At 33.1% G+C, this 22,400-nt stretch carries 21 protein-coding genes; 7 read left to right on the forward strand and 14 right to left on the reverse strand.

What is annotated here, in order from left to right; translation table 11 throughout:
• Positions 1–45: 45 nt before the first annotated feature.
• Genes pfkA through GJJ64_RS11105 form a run of 3 tightly spaced genes read right to left on the reverse strand, consistent with a single transcriptional unit; the run spans position 46 to position 3,850 of the window.
• Positions 46–1,026 (reverse strand): 6-phosphofructokinase, encoded by a 981-nt coding sequence (pfkA, locus tag GJJ64_RS11095; RefSeq protein ID WP_154287835.1) that lies wholly within the window; start codon positions 1,024–1,026, stop codon positions 46–48.
• Positions 1,027–3,078 (reverse strand): protein-disulfide reductase DsbD family protein, encoded by a 2,052-nt coding sequence (locus GJJ64_RS11100; RefSeq protein ID WP_154287836.1) that lies wholly within the window; start codon positions 3,076–3,078, stop codon positions 1,027–1,029. It abuts the gene before it with no gap.
• Positions 3,079–3,085: 7 nt separating this feature from the next.
• Entirely contained in the window at positions 3,086–3,850 is a 765-nt protein-coding gene (locus tag GJJ64_RS11105) for a biotin--[acetyl-CoA-carboxylase] ligase (protein WP_154287837.1), read from the reverse strand.
• Between the two features lie 36 nt (positions 3,851–3,886).
• On the opposite strand from GJJ64_RS11105, the gene rsfS reads away from it, so the two are divergent.
• The 5 genes from rsfS to GJJ64_RS11130 all read left to right on the forward strand — a co-directional run bounded on the left by rsfS (position 3,887) and on the right by GJJ64_RS11130 (position 9,338).
• Positions 3,887–4,261 carry a ribosome silencing factor gene (rsfS, locus tag GJJ64_RS11110; RefSeq protein ID WP_154287838.1) on the forward strand — a complete coding sequence of 125 codons (375 nt, stop codon included), beginning with the start codon at positions 3,887–3,889 and terminating at the stop codon, positions 4,259–4,261.
• Positions 4,262–4,287: 26 nt separating this feature from the next.
• Positions 4,288–6,372, forward strand: coding sequence for an ATP-dependent zinc metalloprotease FtsH (gene ftsH, locus GJJ64_RS11115; RefSeq protein WP_154287839.1), 2,085 nt, complete (start codon positions 4,288–4,290; stop codon positions 6,370–6,372).
• A 65-nt stretch (positions 6,373–6,437) separates the two neighbouring features.
• On the forward strand, positions 6,438–7,082 hold the full coding sequence (locus GJJ64_RS11120; RefSeq protein WP_154287840.1) for a LutC/YkgG family protein: 645 nt from the start codon (positions 6,438–6,440) through the stop codon (positions 7,080–7,082).
• A 46-nt stretch (positions 7,083–7,128) separates the two neighbouring features.
• Positions 7,129–8,196 (forward strand): PA0069 family radical SAM protein, encoded by a 1,068-nt coding sequence (locus GJJ64_RS11125; RefSeq protein WP_154287841.1) that lies wholly within the window; start codon positions 7,129–7,131, stop codon positions 8,194–8,196.
• Between the two features lie 59 nt (positions 8,197–8,255).
• Entirely contained in the window at positions 8,256–9,338 is a 1,083-nt protein-coding gene (locus GJJ64_RS11130; RefSeq protein WP_154287842.1) for a 3-oxoacyl-ACP synthase III family protein, read from the forward strand.
• A 33-nt stretch (positions 9,339–9,371) separates the two neighbouring features.
• On the opposite strand, the gene GJJ64_RS11135 is transcribed toward GJJ64_RS11130, so the two are convergent.
• From GJJ64_RS11135 to GJJ64_RS11185, 11 genes are all read right to left on the reverse strand, one after another.
• The gene (locus GJJ64_RS11135; RefSeq protein ID WP_154287843.1) at positions 9,372–9,836 is read right to left on the reverse strand and encodes a hypothetical protein; all 465 of its coding nucleotides are present in this window, start codon (positions 9,834–9,836) and stop codon (positions 9,372–9,374) included.
• A gap of 2 nt (positions 9,837–9,838) precedes the next feature.
• Positions 9,839–10,174: a phage holin family protein gene (locus tag GJJ64_RS11140; RefSeq protein WP_154287844.1), complete on the reverse strand. Its 336-nt coding sequence runs from the start codon at positions 10,172–10,174 to the stop codon at positions 9,839–9,841.
• Between the two features lie 42 nt (positions 10,175–10,216).
• Entirely contained in the window at positions 10,217–10,483 is a 267-nt protein-coding gene (locus GJJ64_RS11145) for a YtxH domain-containing protein (RefSeq protein ID WP_154287845.1), read from the reverse strand.
• Positions 10,484–10,550: 67 nt separating this feature from the next.
• Positions 10,551–11,594, reverse strand: a complete 1,044-nt coding sequence (locus tag GJJ64_RS11150) for an AI-2E family transporter (RefSeq protein WP_154287846.1) — start codon at positions 11,592–11,594, stop codon at positions 10,551–10,553.
• A 78-nt stretch (positions 11,595–11,672) separates the two neighbouring features.
• On the reverse strand, positions 11,673–12,662 hold the full coding sequence (locus GJJ64_RS11155) for an OmpA family protein (protein WP_154287847.1): 990 nt from the start codon (positions 12,660–12,662) through the stop codon (positions 11,673–11,675).
• Between the two features lie 69 nt (positions 12,663–12,731).
• Positions 12,732–14,192 (reverse strand): hybrid sensor histidine kinase/response regulator, encoded by a 1,461-nt coding sequence (locus GJJ64_RS11160; RefSeq protein WP_154287848.1) that lies wholly within the window; start codon positions 14,190–14,192, stop codon positions 12,732–12,734.
• 11 nt (positions 14,193–14,203) lie between these two features.
• Positions 14,204–14,611: a response regulator gene (locus GJJ64_RS11165; protein ID WP_154287849.1), complete on the reverse strand. Its 408-nt coding sequence runs from the start codon at positions 14,609–14,611 to the stop codon at positions 14,204–14,206.
• A complete protein-coding gene (locus GJJ64_RS11170) occupies positions 14,608–17,427 on the reverse strand; it encodes a PAS domain-containing protein (protein ID WP_154287850.1) in 2,820 nt (939 codons plus the stop codon). Before GJJ64_RS11170 ends, GJJ64_RS11165 begins: the two co-directional genes overlap by 4 nt.
• 2 nt (positions 17,428–17,429) lie before the next feature.
• Positions 17,430–18,860, reverse strand: a complete 1,431-nt coding sequence (locus GJJ64_RS11175) for a sigma-54-dependent transcriptional regulator (protein WP_154287851.1) — start codon at positions 18,858–18,860, stop codon at positions 17,430–17,432.
• 139 nt (positions 18,861–18,999) lie between these two features.
• Positions 19,000–19,776, reverse strand: a complete 777-nt coding sequence (locus GJJ64_RS11180) for an enoyl-CoA hydratase/isomerase family protein (protein WP_154287852.1) — start codon at positions 19,774–19,776, stop codon at positions 19,000–19,002.
• Positions 19,777–19,778: 2 nt separating this feature from the next.
• Positions 19,779–20,195, reverse strand: coding sequence for a cobalamin B12-binding domain-containing protein (locus GJJ64_RS11185; protein ID WP_154287853.1), 417 nt, complete (start codon positions 20,193–20,195; stop codon positions 19,779–19,781).
• A gap of 247 nt (positions 20,196–20,442) precedes the next feature.
• Between GJJ64_RS11185 and GJJ64_RS11190 the strand changes: the two genes are divergently transcribed.
• The gene (locus GJJ64_RS11190; RefSeq protein WP_154287854.1) at positions 20,443–20,823 is read left to right on the forward strand and encodes a BlaI/MecI/CopY family transcriptional regulator; all 381 of its coding nucleotides are present in this window, start codon (positions 20,443–20,445) and stop codon (positions 20,821–20,823) included.
• Positions 20,820–22,400: a M56 family metallopeptidase gene (locus GJJ64_RS11195; protein ID WP_154287855.1), complete on the forward strand. Its 1,581-nt coding sequence runs from the start codon at positions 20,820–20,822 to the stop codon at positions 22,398–22,400. The genes GJJ64_RS11190 and GJJ64_RS11195 overlap by 4 nt, the downstream gene beginning before the upstream one ends.

The following is a 22,400-nucleotide window of genomic DNA, read 5'->3' on the forward strand; positions in this document are numbered from 1 at the left end:
GTAGGATATAATCTTACGGCTTTTTTGATGATATATTTTTTGTGTTTATAGGGAAAGTACCTCTACTATTTTTAATAGATTTTCATTTACTTCTACATGGTGTTTAATAGCTTGTTCAAAAGATGTAAAAGCAATTTTTCCGTGTATTAAACCTACCATTTGAGCTCTTTCTCCTTTTAACAAACCTTCAACAGCTGCAACGCCAACACGGCTTGCTAAAACTCTATCCATACAAGTTGGTGTTCCACCACGTTGGATGTGCCCTAGTATAGAAACTTTGGTATCATAATTAGGGAAACGAGCTTTAATGATTTCTGCTACTTCAAAAGCACCACCAGCGTCATCGCCTTCGGCAACCATAATAATTTTAGAAGATTTGTCTTTTCTACTAATCTCTAATCTATGGATAATAGCGTTAATATCTGTTTTTGTTTCTGGTATCAAAATAGATTCTGCACCTACACCAATGCCGCTTCTTAGTGCTATTAAACCACAATCTCTACCCATTACTTCAACAATAAATAAACGATCATGAGATTCTGCTGTATCTCTAATTTTATCTACCGCATTTATAACAGTATTAATAGCCGTGTCATAACCTATGGTGAAATCTGTGCCAAATAAATCATTATCTATGGTGCCTGGTAAGCCTAAAATTGGCATGTCAAACTCCTCGCCAAATACTTTAGCACCTGTAAAAGTACCATCGCCGCCAATGGCAACCAAAGCGTCAACATTTATTTTTTTAAGGTTGTTGTAAGCAATCTGTCTACCTTCTGGAGTTAAAAAAGCCTGACTTCTGGCTGTTTTTAAAATGGTTCCGCCACGCTGTATAATGTTAGCTACAGATTTACGGTCCATATCCTGAAACTCGGCATTAATCATCCCTTCATAGCCTCTTCTAATACCAACAACTTCTATATTATGATATAAAGCAGTACGTACTACAGCTCTAATTGCTGCATTCATACCTGGTGAATCGCCTCCGGATGTAAAAACGCCTATTTTTTTGATGGTACTTGTCATTTAATTTTTGTTTTGATAGTTAGATTTCCCTTCATTAAGAAATCTGATATAGTTACTGATATCTAAGTTAAAAGCCTCTGGTTTGGTAAGTAGCTCTTCTTTATCATTCACAATAACATAATAGGGCTGTGAGTTTACTTTAAATTTAGATGCCTGGAAATCGCTCCATTTATTACCTAAAGTTTTAATCTTTTTACCAGAAAAAGTAGAAGTGTATTGTTCTGCTTCTGGTAAAGCTGTTTTATCATCCACGTAAAGTGAAATCAAAACGTAATCCTTTTTTAGGATGTTTAATACCTCAGGGTCGCTCCAAACACTAGCTTCCATTTTACGGCAATTTACACAGCTATGTCCTGTAAAATCTATAAGAACTGGTTTATTCACACTTTTAGCATATGCCATACCTTCTTCATAATCAAAAAAGGCTTCTAAGTTATGCGGTGCCTCAAATAAGCCAGCGTACTTTTTAGCTACATTACTTTTTTCAGAGGGCGAAGATAAGCTATTTGTGTAAAGGTCAAAATCTTGAGTGGTTTGTGGCGGCAACCAAGCACTTATAGCTTTTAGTGGTGCACCCCATAAACCGGGTACCATGTAAAGGGTAAAAGAGAAAACTATAATACTTAGAAATAAGCGTGGTACACTTACAAAAGGTAAATCAGTATCATGAGAGAATTTGATTTTTCCTAAGAGATATAATCCTAATAAAGCAAAAATTACAATCCAAAGAACCAAGAAAACTTCGCGGTCTAATATGTCCCAGTGGTAAGCTAAATCTACATTTGATAAGAATTTAAAGGCTAAAGCAAGCTCAATAAAACCTAAAACAACTTTTACGCTATTTAGCCATCCGCCAGATTTTGGTAAAGATTTAAGTAAAGATGGGAATGCCGCAAAAAGCGTAAATGGTATAGCTAAAGCAAGCGAGAAACCAAACATACCTATGGCAGGTCCCATCAACTCGCCCATTGAGGCAGCTTGTACTAATAAAGTTCCTATGATTGGGCCTGTACAAGAAAAAGAAACTAAAGCTAAGGCAAATGCCATAAAAAATAATCCGGCTAAGCCTCCTTTATCTGATTTTTCATCAACTTTATTAACCCATGATGATGGTAAGGTAAGCTCAAATGCTCCAAAGAAAGAGATAGCAAATATTACCAGCATCAAGAAAAATACAAAGTTAAAAATACCATTACTGGCCATTTCATTTAAAGCATCAGAACCGAAAATAATGGTCACTAATAAGCCCAAGGCTACATAAATCACAATAATAAATAGACCATATAAACCAGCCTGTGTAACTGCTTTTGCCTTGCTGCCTGCTTTTTTGGTAAAAAAGCTAACGGTTAGAGGAAGCATAGGAAAAATACATGGCATTATGAGTGCTAAAAAACCACCAATAAAACCTGCTAAAAAAATAGCCCATAAACTTTGTTCTTCTTGTGCTAAAGGTTCTGTATCAATAGCATTAACAAGAAATTGTTTAGATGTAGTGTCTTTAATAGCGCTATCTGTTGTTGCAGATGTAGATAAATTTAAACTATCAGCCGATGGGGTGCTTGCAGGCGTTGCAGATGCATTTGTGGTGGCTTTACCCGCTAATGAGGCTGTAACTTTAAACTCTATTTCCTCAGGAGGAAGACATTGCTTATCATTACAAACCATAAATTCTAAAACGCCATTTATAGTTGCTTCTTGGGTGTTAAGTTTAACTTTTTGTTTAAAAACAGCTCGGTCTTCATGCCAAGCAATGTTCATATTAAAGTTTGGGTCGAAGGCTTTTTCAGCTTCTGGCGCTTCTGTGGTTTTACCCACCAGCGTATAGCTTTTGCTAGGGCTTAATGTTAATGATGTTGCAATTGGTCCACCATCCTCAATATTTAATGAGTATACATGCCAACCTTTATCAATTTTAGCTGTAGCAACAACATAAGCTTCTTTATCATTGATAGCTTCTGTTGTAAAAGACCAACTTACAGGTTTTAAAATTTGAGCCCAGCTTGTGACAGTTAAACTGAGAAGGAAGAGGGTGAATAAAATATTTTTTTTCATTGTAACATTAAATTACGAAAGTGATTTCCTTAAAATCAAATGCTTGTATATCTCCGGCTATACTTACCACAAGCTTGCCATCTTGGTTAACATCAATAATTCTGGCAGACACTTTTTCATGATTAATGATAAAGTCTGACAGCTGGTTAAACCTAAATAACCGGTTCATGTAATCGGCATAAAGTAAATCTTTTTTATTGGCTTTAAGTTGTAAGTATCTACCTTCTATATAGTAACAAAGTTCTGATAATAACTGGTTAAGATGATATTCTATTTGTAAAATATTAGCAACAGAGGTGGCTTTAAGCCCATCTGCAAAAATGTTCTGGTTAACATTTAAGCCTATACCCACCACACTATCCTTTAAAAAAGCTCCTTTAAGGGTGTTTTCTATCAGAATACCACCTATCTTTTGGTCTTTAACATAAATATCATTGGGCCATTTAACTTTACAATCTTCACCTAATAATTTCGTTAAACAATCTGTAACACCCAAGGAAATAACTTTTGTAAGTTCAAACTGTTGTGATGCAGCTAAGAATACAGGTTTTAAAAGAATACTTATGGTTAGATTTTTTCCAGCTTCGCTTAGCCAAACATTACCCCTTTGCCCTCTTCCAGCAAATTGCGTATCTGCCATTATAACAGTACCTTCTTGAAGTGGCTCGCAATTTGAAAGTAAATGTTTAAGGTAATTGTTTGTAGAATCAATCTCCTTTAATTTTACAATATTTTGTCCAACAAATAGTGATGAAAAAGTGTTATTTTGCAATATGTTTTAATTAAAGTTCAAAACTAAAATTTTTTAATGGTAAAAAATAAAACAGAAATCTCATCTACAGATATATCTGCTCTCGTGGTCCACGGAATTCAGGAAAAAAAAGGGAATGAAATAGTGCGGTTAGACCTTAGAAATATTCATAGTTCTGTTGCAGATTTTTTTGTGATTTGTCATGCAGAATCATCTACTCAAATAAGAGCAATAGCTGATAGCGTAGAAGAAGAAGTTTATAAAGCAACTGGGCAAGAGCCTTCAAGAAAAGAGGGTTTAACCAATGCCGAATGGGTAATTCTAGACTATTCGGACGTTGTAGTACATATCTTTAAAACCGATAAAAGAGCTTTCTATGGTATAGAAGATTTATGGGGAGACGCGGAAGTTAAATTTTATCAAAGCGCCTAAACCAAAGAAGTATTATCAAGAAGAAAATGAAAGAAAATCAAGATAAAAAATCAATAAAAAAAGTTCCGGGTAAACGTGTAGTTCCAAAGCCACCAAAATTCAATATCATGTGGATTTATGGTATCATTATACTGGCTATTTTGGCGGTTCAGTTTTTCATGAGTGGTAACAATTCTAAGTTAATTACTTACCAAAAATTTGAGCAAGAAATGCTTAAAACTGGTGATGTAGATAAACTAGTTGGCTACAAGCAAGAAGACCTTTACATTGCAGAGGTTTATATTAAAAAGGATAGTTTAAAAAAGGATAAGTTTAAAGATGTTAGAGATAATTCTAATTTCTCTGTAACTGGCACAAGTCCTCAGTATTATTTTAAGGATGGCTCTTTTGAGGCCTTAGAGAAACGTTTACAGGCTTCACAAGAAGGTATTCCTGATGGCCAACGTGTTAATGTTATCCCAGAAACTAGAAGCAACCCAATTTCTGGATGGTTCTGGAGTGTGATATTCCCTATTATCCTTTTTGCTTTGTTGTGGATATTTATCATGAGAAGAATGGGTGGCGGTGCCGGAGGTGGTGCTGGTGGTCAAATCTTTAATATTGGTAAATCAAAAGCTACGCTTTTTGATAAAGAATCTCAGGTAACCGTTACTTTTAATGATGTTGCTGGTTTAGAAGAAGCTAAACAAGAGGTAATGGAAATTGTAGATTTCCTTAAAAACCCTAAAAAATACACTAATTTGGGTGGTAAAATCCCTAAAGGAGCCTTGTTAGTGGGGTCGCCTGGTACAGGTAAAACTTTATTGGCTAAGGCTGTTGCAGGTGAAGCTCAAGTTCCTTTCTTCTCTTTATCAGGTTCAGACTTTGTAGAGATGTTTGTAGGTGTTGGTGCATCAAGGGTAAGAGATTTATTTAAGCAGGCTAAAGAAAAAGCGCCATGTATTATTTTTATTGATGAGATTGATGCTATTGGTAGAGCTAGAGGCAAAAATAGTATGGTTGGTGGTAATGATGAGCGTGAAAACACCTTAAACCAGTTATTGGTTGAAATGGACGGTTTCGGTACCGATTCTGGTATCATCATTATGGCAGCAACTAACAGACCAGATGTATTGGATAGCGCTTTATTACGTCCAGGTCGTTTTGATAGACAAATTTCTATTGATAAGCCAGATTTAGTTGGTAGAGAGCAAATCTTTAAAGTGCATTTGCAGCCCTTAAAACTTGCTAAAGAGATAGATCCTAAAAAATTATCGGCACAAACCCCAGGTTTTGCTGGTGCAGAAATAGCTAATGTTTGTAATGAGGCCGCTCTTATTGCAGCTAGAAGAAACAAAGAAGCTATTGATATGCAAGATTTTCAGGATGCGATTGACCGTGTAATTGGTGGTTTAGAGAAAAAGAATAAAATCATATCTCCAGAAGAAAAGAAAATTGTTGCTTATCACGAAGCTGGCCATGCCATTGCAGGTTGGTTTTTAGAACATGCAGATCCATTGGTTAAAGTTTCTATTGTTCCACGTGGAGTAGCGGCTTTAGGTTATGCGCAATATTTACCAAAAGAACAGTTTTTGTACACTACAGAACAACTTTCTGATGGTTTATGTATGACTATGGGTGGGCGTGTTGCAGAGGATATCATCTTCGGGAAAATCTCTACAGGTGCACAAAACGATTTAGAGCGTATCACCAAACTTGCTTACGCCATGGTTACCATTTATGGTATGAACCCTAAAGTAGGTAATGTTTCTTTCCACGATCCTAATAACGAATATAATTTCAGCAAACCTTATTCTGATAAAACTGCTGAGCTTATTGATACAGAAGTTAGGTTATTAATTGAAGGTATATATAATAGAACTAAGCAATTACTTACCGAAAAAAGAGAAGGTTTAGAGTTATTAGCTCAAAAACTTTTGGAGAAAGAAATCTTGTTCCAAAGTGATTTAGAAGAGATTTTAGGTAAAAGACCATTTGACCACAGAACCACTTACGATGAATTTGTGAACGGTAAAGAAGGTGGTGAGCAGGGTGTAATTGCAGAAAATATACATCCAGAGCCTGTAGGCGATAGTACAGAACCTCTTAAATCAGAATCATCTGAAATATAAAATTTTAAATCCCCTGTTTTCAGGGGATTTTTTATATCCTAAATTTGCAGCTTATATCATAGGAAATGAAGGAAAGTACCTCGAAAGAGAAATTATTAAAAAAAATACGAAAAGCTTTATTAGAGAAAAGAGATAATCCATATCCAAATCTGGAAGATCTTCCTTTATATCCACCGGTAAATGAAGTACCAGAAGTAGTATTTGCCGAACAATTTATAAACGTAAGCGGTCAGTTTGTTTTTTGCGAAGATGAAATACAACTCATAGAAAATATTTTGCTTTTAGCTGATGAGAAAAAGTGGCGTAAAATATACTGCTGGGAAAAACCTTTACAAGATTTATTAAGAAAGTACGAGTATCCATTTTACGAAAGCGATAAAGATTTTGAACTTGCAGAAGTAGGTTTTACTTTATGCGAAGCACTTATAGCCAGAAATGGTTCTATATTAGTAAGCAATGCCGGTGCTGCTGGTAGGAGATTAAGTATTTACCCGCATTTTCATGTAGTAATAGCTTATACCTCACAATTGGTAATGGATTTAAAAGACGGGTTTAAATTATTAAAAGATAAATACGGCAATAACTTACCAACAATGATTAGTACTATTACCGGTCCAAGTCGTACTGCTGATATAGAAAAAACATTGGTTATAGGCGCTCATGGCCCTAAAGAACTTTTTGTTTTCTTGTTAGATGATTCTTATCAATAATTTATTTTCCATCTAAAAATACTAAAAATTTTAGTATTTTTAGGTTATGTTGAATAATGAAGAATCTTACCTAAAAGGTCGTGGAGCGCAGGGAAATATCAATAATAAATTCCAAAATTTAAAATATAGTTTAGAGCATATTGAAGGTTTAGATGAACCTTTTATTGATGAAATAAAGACAGAATTCATCAAAGAATATCCAAAAAAAATCATCAGCGAAAGCAACAGTCCAGATTTATCTTTTGTAGCATCAGTTAATCCATATCATGGTTGCGAGCATGGTTGTATTTATTGCTATGCAAGAAACTCGCATGAGTATTGGGGTTTTGATGCAGGTTTAGATTTTGAGAGTAAAATCATCATAAAGCCTGATGCTGCCAAGCTATTAGAACAGCAATTAAATAAGCCAAACTACCAACCTAAAGTTATTTTACTATCCGGAAATACAGATTGCTACCAGCCTGCAGAAAGAAAATTTAAAATAACACGGTCGCTTTTAGAAGTATTACTAAAATACAAGCATCCGGTTAGTATCATCACTAAAAATAATCTTATCCTTAGAGATTTAGACCTATTACAAGAATTAAACAAGCATGATTTACTGCATGTAAATATTTCTATTACTTCATTGAATGAGGATTTGCGCCTGAAACTAGAGCCTAGAACTGTTACTGGTAAAGGAAGACTAAAAGTTGTTGAAACGTTGGCAAAGTATGATATACCTGTAAGAGTAATGGTTGCCCCCATTATACCAGGCTTAAATAGTCATGAAATTACGGATATTGTTAAGGCAGCCGCATCTCATGGGGCGCAGGCTGCTGCTTTTACTATTGTGCGTTTAAATGGTGCCATCGCTCATATTTTTACAGATTGGATAGAAAAAGCCTTTCCGGATGCGGCCCAAAAAGTGTTGCACCAAATACAAGCTTGCCATGCAGGTAAGTTAAACGATACAAGGTGGGGTAAGCGTATCTCTGGAGATGGGATAGAGGCTCAAGCCATACATCAACTTTTTAATTTAGCTGTTAAAAAATATCTAACAGGAAGATCAATGAAAATTCAAAGATTAGATCTTTTTAGGAATGATTTTAATAGGCAAACGAGTTTGTTTTAATAAATATTTCCTAATTCCGATACTTTATACTAATTTGGTATATAGTTCAAATTTAACGTATGACTAAATCAATTAAAGCTGTTATTACTGCAACTGGGAGTTATATTCCTGGTGTTGTAGTTAAGAACGAAGATTTTATTAACCATGAATTCTTTGAAAGAGACGGGCAACGCATCAATCGTAGTAATGCAGACATTATTAAGAAATTTGTTACCATTACCGATATAGAAGAGAGAAGATATGCTGAGCCTAATCAAACAGCTTCTGAGTTAGGTTTTCTAGCTGCGCAAGATGCTTTACAATCTTCTTTGATAGATCCAGAGTCTTTAGATTATATCATTGTAGCACATAATTTTGGTGATATAAATTATGGTACAAACCGCTCTGATATGGTGCCAACATTAGCTAGTCGTATTAAGCATAAATTAGAAATACAAAATCCAGACTGTATAGCTTATGATTTACCTTTTGGATGCCCAGGATGGGTGCAAGGTTTAATACAAGCTAACTACTATATCCAAGCTGGCGATGCAAAAAATGTCTTAATAATAGGTACAGAAACATTATCAAGAATTACCGACCCACATGATAGAGATAGCATGATTTATGCTGATGGTGCTGGTGCTGTGATATTAAGTGCTGTAGAAACAAATGAAAATGTGGGTATGCTATCTCATAAAGCCCAAACACATACGCAAAATGAAGCTTGGTTTTTAAGAATGGAAGGCAGTAGTAAAGAAGATTATGCTGCTTACACTGATATTTTCTTAAAAATGGACGGACGTAAAGTGTATGAATATGCTTTAAAAAATGTACCATTGGTGATGAAGACAGCTTTAGAAAAAGCCAATTTAACACCAAGTGATGTAAAGAAAGTTTTAGTCCACCAGGCCAATGGAAAAATGGATGAGGCTATTTTAAAAAGATTTTTCAAGCTTTATGATATTGATGATGCTCCACTAGATGTAATGCCGATGTCTATTGCAAAACTTGGTAACTCTTCAGTAGCTACAGTGCCAACTTTATTAGACTTAATCTTGAAAACTAAATATCAGGGGCATGAAATTAAGAAAGATGATGTTGTCTTATTTACCTCTGTAGGTGCAGGTATGAATATCAATACTGTTGTCTATAAATTTTAAAAAGGGAGAGCTTATAAAAAGCTCTCTTTTTTGTTAAAAAGTTTCGCTATCTGGCGGGATGCCATAATCTATATCTTTTTTCTTTTTACTTTTTAGGGTAGAGTTTATCCAAGAGCTTACTTTATCTATTAAACTACTTAATGTATGTTGATTAACATTTTGTGGGTTAATAGCCCTTTGTGAGATAAGCGTAAGTACAGATTTTAAAAACAAGCCATTACCTCTTAATAAGGTTTTATTAAGTACAAATGGTACAAATATTCTTGCTAGAGAGGTAACCCAATCTGCGTTTTTAGGGCTTACACCTTGCTGTTCTTTACTATTAAAACCTAAAAATGAACCTACTTTTTTTAAGAACTTAAAGGGAGATTTAATTGCTTCTTGAAAACTCTGCTTTTTTTCTAAGAAATAAAGCTCTTGTTCTGCTTGTTGTAAGCGTAATGTTTTTATTTGAGCTCTTAACTGTTGAAGATTCTCTATTTTAACTTGAGTTTCCACTGCTATTCCTCCTCTTGTTTCTTAAAAATTTTCTTAATCATGTTATTAATTATAGGTTTTTCTAGGTATTTGTCTTTGGTAGCATATACTAATACTGCCATTAAAAAATAGAAAAGAGAAACCAAGAAGAAGCCTCCGTAACTATTGCCAAGCAATTCTGATAAGTAAAAACCAAATGCCAGACTCACGAAAAGAAATGCAAGTACAATGAATATAATTACTAAACCATCCGTAATTAAATTGGCGAAGAGCAGTACTCCTTTCTCTACAAGTGTAAGCTTAGCAAGCTTCATTCTTGTATTTAAATGCTCTTTTATTTTTTCTATTAACTCTTCCATTACTTAACGTGTGTCTGTCATTAAAAATTAGATGATTAAAAATTAAGCGTGTTCCGTATCATCAGCATATTCATGTTCTGCTTGCTTAATTTTTGATTTTATATTACCTACAATTTTTTCCTTTAAATCTGTAAGATTATCAATTTCTTCTGCGGCTTTTTCTTTGATACTATCGCCTAAATTCTTTAAAGATTCAGCAAGTTTATCTCTTGTGTCTGAACCTTTTTCTGGAGCAAATAATAAACCTAAAGCAGCACCAGCAGCTAATCCGGCTAAAAGTGCTATAACTGTTTTTGAATTCTCTGTCATGATGATTTTTTTTAATGTGAATAACTATGTTTAACAAGAAAATATCCTGCCAAAATGTTTTTTTATGCTATGAATTTGAATTTTTGTTTTCTAAATGATTTTCTAATCTTTCTGTTGCTATGATATCTATTTCATAGATGGCAGCTAAATGTATAAACCAAGAGAGTAGCAAAGGACCAAATACTAAACCCACAAAACCAAACATGGGTATACCAATAATAACACCTATAACAGTGATGATAGGATGCGTATCAGCTACTTTTTTATTGATGATAAAACGAATGATATTGTCTATATTGATAAGTATAGTTAGCGTAAAAATGCTTAGAAAAATAGCATTCCCCGTTTCTCCGTTTAAAAATAAAATAATGGCAGCAGGCAAGGTAATCAGTGGGGCACCAACAACAGGTAAAAATGATAAAAATATACCCAACACACCCCAAAATATGGCATCGTTTATCCCAACAATGAAAAATGATAGACTTACCAGCATACCTTGTACTAGAGCTATTAAACCTTGACCTAAAATGTTAGAATAGGTGGTGTTTTTGAGTTCTTCTGCAAATTGTTTGGCATGATGTTCTCTTAATGGTGCATATTTTAAAAGGATATTTTCGAATGATTCCATCTCTACCAACATAAAGTAAAGTATAAAATACATCAGCGTAAGGGCAAGAAATATGAAAAATGCGCCTCCAACAAAAGTTGGAAATAGCTCTTGAATTAATATGGAAAGCTTATTTACGTATTTATCTACCAAATGAGGTTGATTTAACTGAAGTCCTACAAAATCATCTAATCTGGAAATTAAGGCTTTAAGTTGAAACTGATTTTGTTTTAAATCAGTTACACGATCTATAATCATATAACTGAGAGCAAAAAAAGGTAAAATAATGATGATAAAGGATAATAAAATAACCGTTGCAGCAGCTAAATAACTCTTTATTCTTTTAGCCAGATATAGATATAGCGGTTTGAAAATGGTGTAAATTACAATAGCGCCTAAGAAAGCAGTAAATAAGTCTCTTAAACTGTACAGTATTACCGCGGCTAAAATTAATAGTACGATAAGAACAATAGAATTTCTTTGCTTATAAGTAAAAACTGACATAATTAAATATATGAAAGCTTTTAAAACAAAAAAAGCTCCGAAAATTATTTCGAAGCTTTTTTATGATGATGGTAAAGATTATTTTGCTTTAGTTTGAGGAACAACTAATGCACAACCTGCACCATCTACTTTGGTGCCTACTGGTGTTCCAGGGCACTTATCTAGGTGGTCAGCAACACCATCTCCATCGGTATCTTTTTTAAGATCTTGTACATCTTGCTCTGCTGTAGAAGTACGAGTTTTTAACTTGTTAACATCTTCACGTAGTTTTGAATCGTTAAGCTCATCATACATGGTAGCTACTGGATTAGCCCAAGTTAAATTTGGTTTGCTTTTAGAACCTAAAGAAAATTCTAAACCAGCATGAGTGTATGAAAATTTATCTTTAGAATTTTCTTTAGCAGAATTAGCATCTAGATTATCCGCATCTAAGAAATTCATAGTATACCCTAAGTTAAAGCTTACCAATTCAGAAACTTTGAATTTTGCGCCAACACCTACAGGTACATAAGCACTCTTTATAAAATCTTTATCGCCAGAAGCACCAGAAACACCTTTCCAATCTATAATTGCATTAGCTTGGTTTACATAGCTAGGAGCGTAACCTAAGACACCTAAACCAGTAGAAACACTAAAGTTTAGTGCATTTTCTCTTTTAAGGAAATCAACAGTAGCTACGTTAGCAACACCTCTTAAATCTATTCCGAAGCCTATTTGTGTTTCAAAAGATCTGTAGTTGCCTACTCTACCGCCTGGTGCATCAGCATTATTACCTGATAAATCACCAAAAAAAGCATTAGCTTGTAAGCTGAAAGAATGTGCAACTTGTTTGTTTAGGCTTAAACCATATCCAAAGTTAGCATCCCAATTGGTAAAGTCATTTGAACCTCCTGTTAATACAACCGGAGTTAAAGCTCCAGCATTAACACCTACAGACCAAGTTCTGTATTGACCTCTGCCGCCAAAAGTTTTTGCTGTAGACATTTTAGTATCTTGAGCAAGAGCTACAAAGGTTGTTGATGCAAAAAGCGTGTATAATGCTAAAAAATTTTTAATGTTTTTTCTCATCTCTATTATTTTAATTTGCAATGTTAATAAATTTCTTGATTATAATATGCTAAATAATAAAAAATTTAATTATAAAGCATCCCATAAATTTATTTGTTTACTTACAGGTATTGAAATAGCGAAGGTAGAACCATTTGCTGAAGTATCCTCTAAGCTAATTTTACCTTTATGATTCAAAAGAATTTTTTGAGCATTTGCTAAACCCATACCTAAGCTTTTTGCTTTATGGGTGAAAAATGGCTCAAATATTCTTTTTTGGTCTTCTGGTTGTACTCCGCTTCCATTATCAGAAATAAGTATTTCTACTTCATTATTTTTTACTGCTGTTTTTACTGATATATAGTTTGCACCTGCCTCTATAGCGTTGATGAAAACATTTTGTAAAGCTTGTAAAATTTGTTCCTCATCAACATCAACCATAATATCAGTAGTATTGAAGTCTTTATCTATTTTTAACGATTGGTGAGTTAACTCATCTTCTGTTTTGATAATGCTCTCTTCTAGAATATGGTTGATAACTTTAGTTTGAATATTAAGTTCTCTGTTTTGTGTAGAGCTAACTAAATTAGAAACTAATAGGTTAATCTTATCAAAATTTGTTTTTAAGATGTTTAAATAAAGATTGATGGTTTCATCATTTGTATTTAAATCAAGCTTAAGTTGTTCTAAGGATAAGTTGATGTTAGATAAAGGATTTCTTATTTCATTTGATAAGCCTTTAACAATTCTTTCTGTTACGGCTAGCTTTTCAATATCTACAATAGCTTTTTCTTCTTTTTTTCTATTGGTGATATCATGGATGATACAGTAATAAAGCTCTTGTGTGGCGTGTTGGTCTATTTGTAAAAAGGCCGATATGGCTACTGTTCTTATTTCTTTCTCTTTGGTGATGAGCTGGGTTTCAAAATCATTAACAGAACCTTTTTCATCCATTTGCTGAACAAATTGGGTATTATCTTTACGGTTAAGGTATAAATCAACACCTTTTATGAGCTCAAGTTCTTCTCTGGTGTATTTGAAAAATCTTAAACCAGCTTCATTAATATCTCTAATGGCACCAAAAGAATCTATAATTACAAATGGTTCTTTAGAGCGCTCAAAAATAATTTTAAACTTGTTTTCACTTTCTTTTAACGCTTTTAAGGCTAAAGTATGTTTTAAAGCATATCGTATAGAGCGTTCTATAGTGTAAGGGTCTATTTTATCTTTGATAAGATAATCTGCTGCACCAATTTGTAAAGCTTCGTCATCTACTTTAGAATCACCTTTTCCTGTTAAGATGATAATAGGTTCTCCAACGTTAGATTTTATAGCTTCTTTCAGCAAATCAATACCAGTATATTTACCCAAACGATAATCTACCAGGTAGATATCATAATGGCTCTTGAGCATGGCATTAATACCTTCTTCATAGTTGTTAATCCAGCTTAACTGATATTTTTCTTTTTGAGGAATATCGTTAAATATTTCTTTGGTAAGGATGTAGTCATCCTCATCATCATCTATTAATAATACTTTAACAGGCTTCATATTATTATCATTTATCCGTATGATTTGATTAAATCTCCGGCAATTTTTATCATATCTTTAAATTTATAGGGTTTAGTAATAAAATCACTAGCACCTAGTTTTAGGCTTTCTATTTTTTCTTCTTCGCTTTTAGAAGTAGTAAAAATTATAACCGGTATATTTTTGGTGTTTTCATTAGCTTTAATAAAGGCTAATACCTCATGTCCGTTTATTTTAGGCATATTCAAATCCAGCAAAATAAGATTTGGCCTTAATTTAATGCGTTTCTTTTTTAAGCTTTCAATAACTTTTTCGCCATCCTCAAAAAAAACTAAAGGCTTGGTATAATTAACTTCCTCAAAAGCTTCTTTAAGCATTAATCTATCGTCAGGGTCGTCCTCTGCAATCCAAATAGTACTATTTATTATTTTTTTACTCATGAAGCTTTGTAAGGTAAAATGATGGTGAATAATGTGCCTTCTCCTGGTTTACTATCAGCTTGTATAAAACCATCGTGTTTCTCAACTATTTTTTTACAAACAGCTAATCCAATACCTGTTCCCTCGTATTCATTTCTGGTATGTAATCTTTGGAAAAGTGCAAATATTTTATCGCCGTATTGAGGGTCGAAACCTATACCGTTATCTTTAATTTTAATAACACAGTAATCTTTGTTGGGATAAACTCCTGGTATATGAAGTAAAGAACCACTTATTATTTCAGATTTTACTTCTATTACCGGAGCAATATTTTCTCTACTGAATTTAATAGCATTACTAAATAAATTTTGGAAAAGCTGTCTAATTTGCCCAGGTATTGCTTTTACGGTATGGTTTACCATCATATCTATGGTAGCGCCTTTTTTCTCTATAGCAAATTCAAGATTTTCTAAAGTCATTTGTATTTGCTCATGTAGATCTACCTCTACAAAACCTTCGTCTCCGCGGGTAACCCTAGAATAGGTAAGTAAATCATCAATAAGAGTTTGCATTCTCTCTGATGCACTTTGCATCCTTTTTATGTAATCTAAACCTTCTTCAGAAATTTCTTGGGCATATTTGTTTTGCAAACGGTCTCCAAAAGCTCTTATCTTTCTTAAGGGTTCTTGTAAATCGTGAGAGGCTACATAAGCAAATTGTTCTAAATCTTGGTTAGACCTATTTAACTCATCAACCTTAGATTCTAAATCTTTTTGTGCGGCTTTAATCTCAGAAATATCATGCTTTACCACCATCACACTAAAAATTTCTCCTGCTACGTTTCTTACCGGTACGTAGTCTATCTTGTAAAAACGATTATTCTCTTCTTTTTCAAAAGATACTTCTAAACCTGCAAATGCTTTATCGAGAGATTTTTTAATTTTTGATGCTAGTTCATCATGATATAAATCAGGTAGAAAAATACCAGTTTGTGGTTGGGTTTTAAAGTTTAAGTCTTTAACTATTGGGCCATCTAATAAGATTAATTTGTAATCTTTATCAAACATCATCACAGCAGAATCTGGAACATTTTTGGCAATAGTTTTATAAATACTTTCTGTTTTTTCTAATAATATGGTTGTGTTTTTAAGCTCTGTAATATCCTGAATGGTACCTAAAACTTTTATGGCCTCGGTTTTTTTATCGATGATAATTTTTGCTGTTCCATACAAGAATCTAACCTCTTTATCTGGTTTAATAATACGGTACTCAATAACAAAGTTACGCTTCAGATTAAAAGCTTTTTCTACTGTAGATTCGCATCTTTTAAGGTCTTCTGGATGAATTAAGGTTTTATAAAAGCCAAAATCTAGTTTAATATTTTGTGGGTCTAAGCCGTGTATCCTATAAAGTTCATCAGACCAAAAAATAGAAGAAGAGCCTTGATTCCATTCAAAACTTCCATTATGAGAAATTGATTCTGCTTCTTTTAAAATGGCCTCATTTTGTTCTAGTTTAAATGTGGCTTCTTTAAGTTTGGTCACATCAAGGCAGGTGCCTATAATTTTGTTCTCTGTTTGGATATACTGTCCTTTTATTTGTAAAAAGCGCTGTTTCGATGTATGATGATCTGTAATTTGATACTCTAACTGAAAAGAACCTTGAGTTTTGATACAGTTTTGTAAAGCTTGTTTGAAGTTGTTTTTATCATCATCCTGAAAAAGGTGAAGAATAGCTTCAAGAGTTGGCTGGGTTTGTTGTGGATTTAAATTTAAAACGTGGTATAGTGCATCAGACCATATCATCTTATCGGTAGTTGTTTGCATTTCCCAACTACCCATATTAGCCATAGACTCGGCATATTTTAGCAAATTTTGTCTGCTTTCTAAGTTTTGCTGTATTTTCTTTTTTTCCTGTATCTCTCTATCTAATTTTAAATTAGTATGGTGTTGTTTAGAGATGCTTCTTGAATAGTTTAGGCTAATTCCTGTTAAAGGAATAAAATAGGTTATTAGCCTTAAAAACTGCGCAACATTATAATTAGCATCAAAAGGAAAGGTTGAAATAGACATATGTACGGCTGCAAAAATTGCAGGAATCATACTTAAAACTAAAAGTTGCGAAAATATACTAGGGTAGGTTTTTATCACATTTGGCATGATAACCGAACCCCATAAAAAGAATAATCCTATAATTATTAATTCTGTTGGATGTATCAGAAAAGAATTGCTGGTTTTAAGTAGATCTGGTAGAGTTTTTACTGTAAGTAGAAAGTATATTACAGTTACAGTTATAATAGCAAATATGAGTGTTAAACTTTGCAATAGTTTAACTTTTTGCTCTATTTTTCTGATGGTTTTAGTTTTAACAACTAGGATGAGTCCTGTACCTACAATTAAAAATGTAACTTGTAGAATCCTACTAGCAAACCATGTAATATAAAGTGCATCTGTATCATTAATGGCTAGTTGAATTAAATCAGCGGCAACTATAAGATGTAATAAGTCTATCATTGCTGTGCAAAGTAGTACTAGGCCAATAATGGGGGCTGCGATATCTTTTTTAACCTTAAAATCAATTAAAGTTAAGATGCAGGTAAATAATCCGGTAGCAACACTAAATAATATCCAAGCTGTATTAAATGCTTTGCCAACATTCATATTTCTGTGGATAGTATTGTTTTCAAAAGATATGATATGATAGCCAAGTAAATCAATATCAAGCCTTAAAACTGAAAGCATGAACGGAAAAATACATAGCGTAAATATTGCTATGAAATACGGAATAGGGATATCAAATCCTTTTCTAGATTTTAAAAATGAGAGGTTAGAAGTCATTATTATTCTAGATTAATAGCTTTCATTTTGTTATAAAGCGTTTTCCTATCAATATTTAAAAGTTTGGCTGCTTTAGTTTTATTGAAATTTACTTCTTTAAGTACTTTTAAAATGGTTTCGTATTCTGCCTCTAAGGCTGCATTTTTTAAATCTAGTTTTTTCTCTCTTCTACCTTCCCCACCTCCTGATGGTTTGTCTAAAATGGTTTCTAATGCTGATATTTTTGTGAAGGTTGAAATTTCTAATGGTAAGGCTTTTAAAAGGATATAATCTCCCTCAGTTAACAGAACTGCTCTACGCATAACGTTCTTTAACTCTCTAACGTTACCTGGCCATGTATAAGTAAGTATACATTCTTCTACCTCTTCACTAAAGCCTTTAACATCTCGGTTAAGTTCTGCATTTGCTGCGTTTAGAAAGTGTTCTGCAAAAATTAAGATATCTTTTCCTCTTTCTCTTAAGGGAGGCATATAGATTCCAAATTCATTAAACCTGTGATATAAATCTTCTCTAAATTTACCTTTAGATATAGCATCAATTAAGTTTTCATTGGTAGCAACAATAATTCTTACATCAAGGTCTATTTCTTTAGTAGAGCCAATTCTTTTTACTTTTCTTTCTTGTACCGTTCTTAATAAAGCGGCTTGTATTTCGTAAGAAAGGTTTCCTACTTCATCTAAAAATAGTGTGCCACCATTTGCCATTTCAAAGTGACCAATTTTGGTGTATAATGCGCCAGTAAAAGAGCCTTTCTCATGCCCAAAAAACTCTGATCCTGCCAATTCTTTAGTTAAAGAACCGCAATCCATCGCAATAAAAGGTTTGTCTCTTCTATTACTTTTCATATGGATACTTTTAGCAACCGATTCCTTACCTGTTCCACTTTCTCCTATTAAAATAACGCTGTAATTGGTAGGAGCCACCAATTCTATCTGCCTCATTAGTTCTTTAGCGGCAGTACTTTGACCTATTACATATTCATCAAAACTTCCTGAAGTTTTTTTAGCCTCTTTTGTTTTAGGGGTTTCTTCTGCAATAGTAGAAGGATTGTCTAATTCTTCATTTAAAGCTTGTTGAGTTTCAATAGCTTTATTGATGGTGTTGAGAATCTCATCTGGATAAAGAGGTTTGGTTATATAGTCATAGGCACCCATTTTAATGAGCTCTACAGCTAATTTTATATCAGAATAACCTGTAATAATGATAACACCTGTTCTTGGATAAAGTAATTTGATTTTTTTTAATACTTCTCGGCCATCTGTATCTTCCAACCTAAAATCGCAAAGCACAAGGTTAAAAGTTTCTTTACTGAGGATATCAAAGGCTGAAGTTCCTGAAGTAGCAGTCTTTATTTCAAAACCATTTCTTGATAGAAATTTAGAGAGAAGTAACCCAATGTTAACTTCATCATCAACGATTAGTATTTTTTTCATATCTGTATTTACTTGCCAGAACAAGAAACCATCAAGCTTCTTTTAAGCGAATATAGATATTTATTTTAAATGGGAAAATAATTCTACATAATTAATTTTAATTATAGTAAAATTAATTCATATGATAGATAAAATCATATTAGCGAAAATTGGGCTTACGCTTTTCTAAGAATGCGGATACACCTTCTTTAAAATTGGAGGTAGAGAAACAACTTCCAAAAGCATCTATTTCTGCTTGGTAACCACTTTGACTATGGTTAAACGCATTGATAGCCTGTATGGCGGCTGCAATAGCTTCTGGCGAGCGACTAAGTATTTTTTGCATTAAAGCTGTTGATTTTGGTAATAAATCTGCTGCAGATACCGCATAATTTATTAATCCTAATTTTTCTGCTTCTTCGGCAGAAATCATATCAGCAGTTAAAATCATTTCAAGTGCTTTTCCTTTACCCACCAATTCTGTTAATCTTTGAGTACCCCCATAACCCGGAATTAACCCTAAACTAACTTCTGGAAGTCCTAATTTGGCATTTTGCGATGCTATTCTGATATGACAAGCCATAGCTAATTCTAAACCACCTCCTAAAGCGAAGCCATTAATAGCAGCAATAACTGGTTTCTTACTGTTAGCAATTAGATCAAAAACCTTTGTTTGACCTTCTTTAGCTAAGTTTTTTCCTTCTTCAGCATTAAAATCAGAAAATTCTTTAATATCGGCACCAGCCACAAATGCTTTTTCTCCCTTACCAGTAATGATGATACCTTTTATCAATTCATCATTTAATGCGGCTATAAAACAATCATGTAATTCGGCTAAAGTATCTTTATTAAGAGCGTTAAGTTTCTCTTCTCTGTTGATAGTTAAATAGAGAATATTGTTTTGTAAGTCTGTAAGAAGGTTAAGATAGTTTTTCATAATTAAAAGTCTCTGTGTTTTAGAACCCAATCTTTAATATAATTTACAATGGTTACTGTATTAGTTCCCGGCGGAAATAACTCGCCAACACCTATTTTCCTTAGCGCTTGCATATCTTCATCCGGAATAATACCACCACCTGTTACCAATACATCATCCATACCTTTCTCTTTCATAAGATTGATGATTTTTGGAAAAACAGTCATGTGCGCACCTGATAATATAGATACACCTATAGCATCAACATCCTCTTGTAAGGCTGTATTAACCACCATTTCTGGCGTTTGCCTTAAGCCTGTATAAATAACTTCCATACCGGCGTCTCTTAAAGAAGTCGCTATTATTTTGGCTCCACGGTCATGTCCATCTAAGCCAACTTTGGCAACTAAAACTCTTACTGGTCTGTTGAGTTCTTTCATATCAAACAGGTTTCATTGGTTTTATATAAATGTAAACAAAATTTTGGCTGTTGAGTTGAGTCTATTTGTATTAATCTTATGGGAGTAATATTTTCTGAAAGTTCATGTGATGAAGTAGTTTTATCATTGTAATCACTTTAGTTGTCTGATTTTCAAAATTTTAAATTATATTTTCTTAAAATAACTAATTTTTTAGTTGTATAACTAAAAAATTAGTTATACATTAGTTTAAACGTTAGCAAATCATATGGAAAGAGAATTTAAAGAACTTACAAAAGCAGAAGAACAAATTATGCAGGTGATTTGGGAGATACAACAAGGCTTTGTTAAGGATGTTATAGCGCATTTGCCAGAACCTAAACCGGCTTACAATACAGTATCAACCATCATTAGGATTTTAGAAACTAAGGGTTTTGTTAAGCATAAAGCTTTTGGTAAAAGTCATCAATACTTACCATCAATTACAAAAGAAGAATATAAACACTACGCAACTGATAAGCTACTGAACGGTTATTTTGAAAACTCTGTAGAGAGTATGTTCTCCTTTTTTGTGAAAAAGCAAAAAATTGATTTAAAAGAAGCGGATGAAATATTAAAACTTATTGAAAAACTTAAAAACGATAAATGATGAACTGGGCAAACTACCTTATTCAAATCAACATTTACTTGATGTTATTTTATGGATTTTACTTCTTGTTTTTAAGAAATGAAACCTTTTTTCAGCTTAACAGGATATACTTGGTAGGGTCGGCTTTAATTTCTTTATGTATACCCTTGTTTTACCTAGATTGGATACGCCAATTTTTTATTACAGATAAGGTAGAGCAAGGATGGTCTGGAGTTTACATTGCAGTTACAGAAGGTTTTGCTAAACCAATAAATACACAAGCTCATACCTTGAGTGATTATGTAACTTTCATTTATATAGGTGGTGTTCTTGTATGTTTTACAAGACTTGTTTACAGGCTTGTAAAATTAAGGAGGCTTTTAAAAACCGATAACCATCAGCAAGCATTTTCATTTTTCAATCAAATTAAAATTGATGAAAACCTTCCTCAGAAAGATATAATCTTGAAACACGAGCTTACACATGCTAAGCAATTACATACAGCTGATGTTTTATTTTTTGAGATAATTAGCATCATAAATTGGTTTAACCCGATTGTATATTTCTATAAAGTTGCAATAAAGCAAATTCATGAATTTATTGCTGATGAGGTAGTTGTACAATCTGCGTCTAGTAAAAAAGAATATGCTTTACTCCTATTTAGTGAAAGCCTCGGTATAAATCCACATAAGTTAACCAACACATTTTTTAACCAATCTTTATTAAAAAGGAGAATCCTTATGTTACAAAAGCAAAAATCAAGTAAAGCAGCCATTCTAAAGTATGGATTGTCTGTTCCATTATTTCTATTAGCATTGATACTATCTTCTGCTACCATCAATGAAAATAAAACACTCAAAAACGTGGCTAGCAAAATAGAATTTCAAGAATCAATTCAAACCTTGATTCCTACTTTTAAAGAAACTACCTTATACAAGATTAAAACAGAGCAGCTAAAGCCAAAATCTGAAACTATAGTTGATTTTGATGAGACGGAAGCTTCTTTTAATAGGGACACAATAAAAAAAGAACTTACTAAAGAACCTGCTTTAGATGCACCAATTTTAAAAGAAGTAAAAGTGTATGGCTATAAAAATGAGGAGGTTGTGTCAAATGATGTAGATGTTTTACCGATGTTTAAAGGTGGGCCTCAAAAATTTCCGGAATTTTTAATGAAAAATTTACAATATCCGATAGAAGCTAAAGAAAAAAAAATAGAAGGAAGAGTTATTGTTAACTTTATTGTAGAGAAAGATGGTTCTTTAAGTGATATTAAAATTTTAAGAGGTGTGAGTAAGGAATTGGATGAAGAAGCTTTAAGGGTAATAAAACTTTCACCAAACTGGGAGCCAGGTCAACAGAATGGAAAAGTTGTAAGGGTAAACTTTGCTTTACCTATTTCTTTTAATCTAACAGGTTATACTCCTAAACCTCAATTTATTTTAGATGGAAAAGTAATTACTGAAGAGGATATGAAAAAAATTAAGCCTGAAAACATCGATAAAGTAGAAGTCTTGAAAGATAAAAATGCTACAGATAAATATGGCGAGCAAGGTAAGAATGGAGTTGTTGTCATTACGCTAAAGGAAAAGCAATAA

The sequence above is a fragment of the Pedobacter puniceum genome, from assembly GCF_009674685.1.
In the GTDB taxonomy this organism is placed as follows: domain Bacteria; phylum Bacteroidota; class Bacteroidia; order Sphingobacteriales; family Sphingobacteriaceae; genus Pseudopedobacter; species Pseudopedobacter puniceum.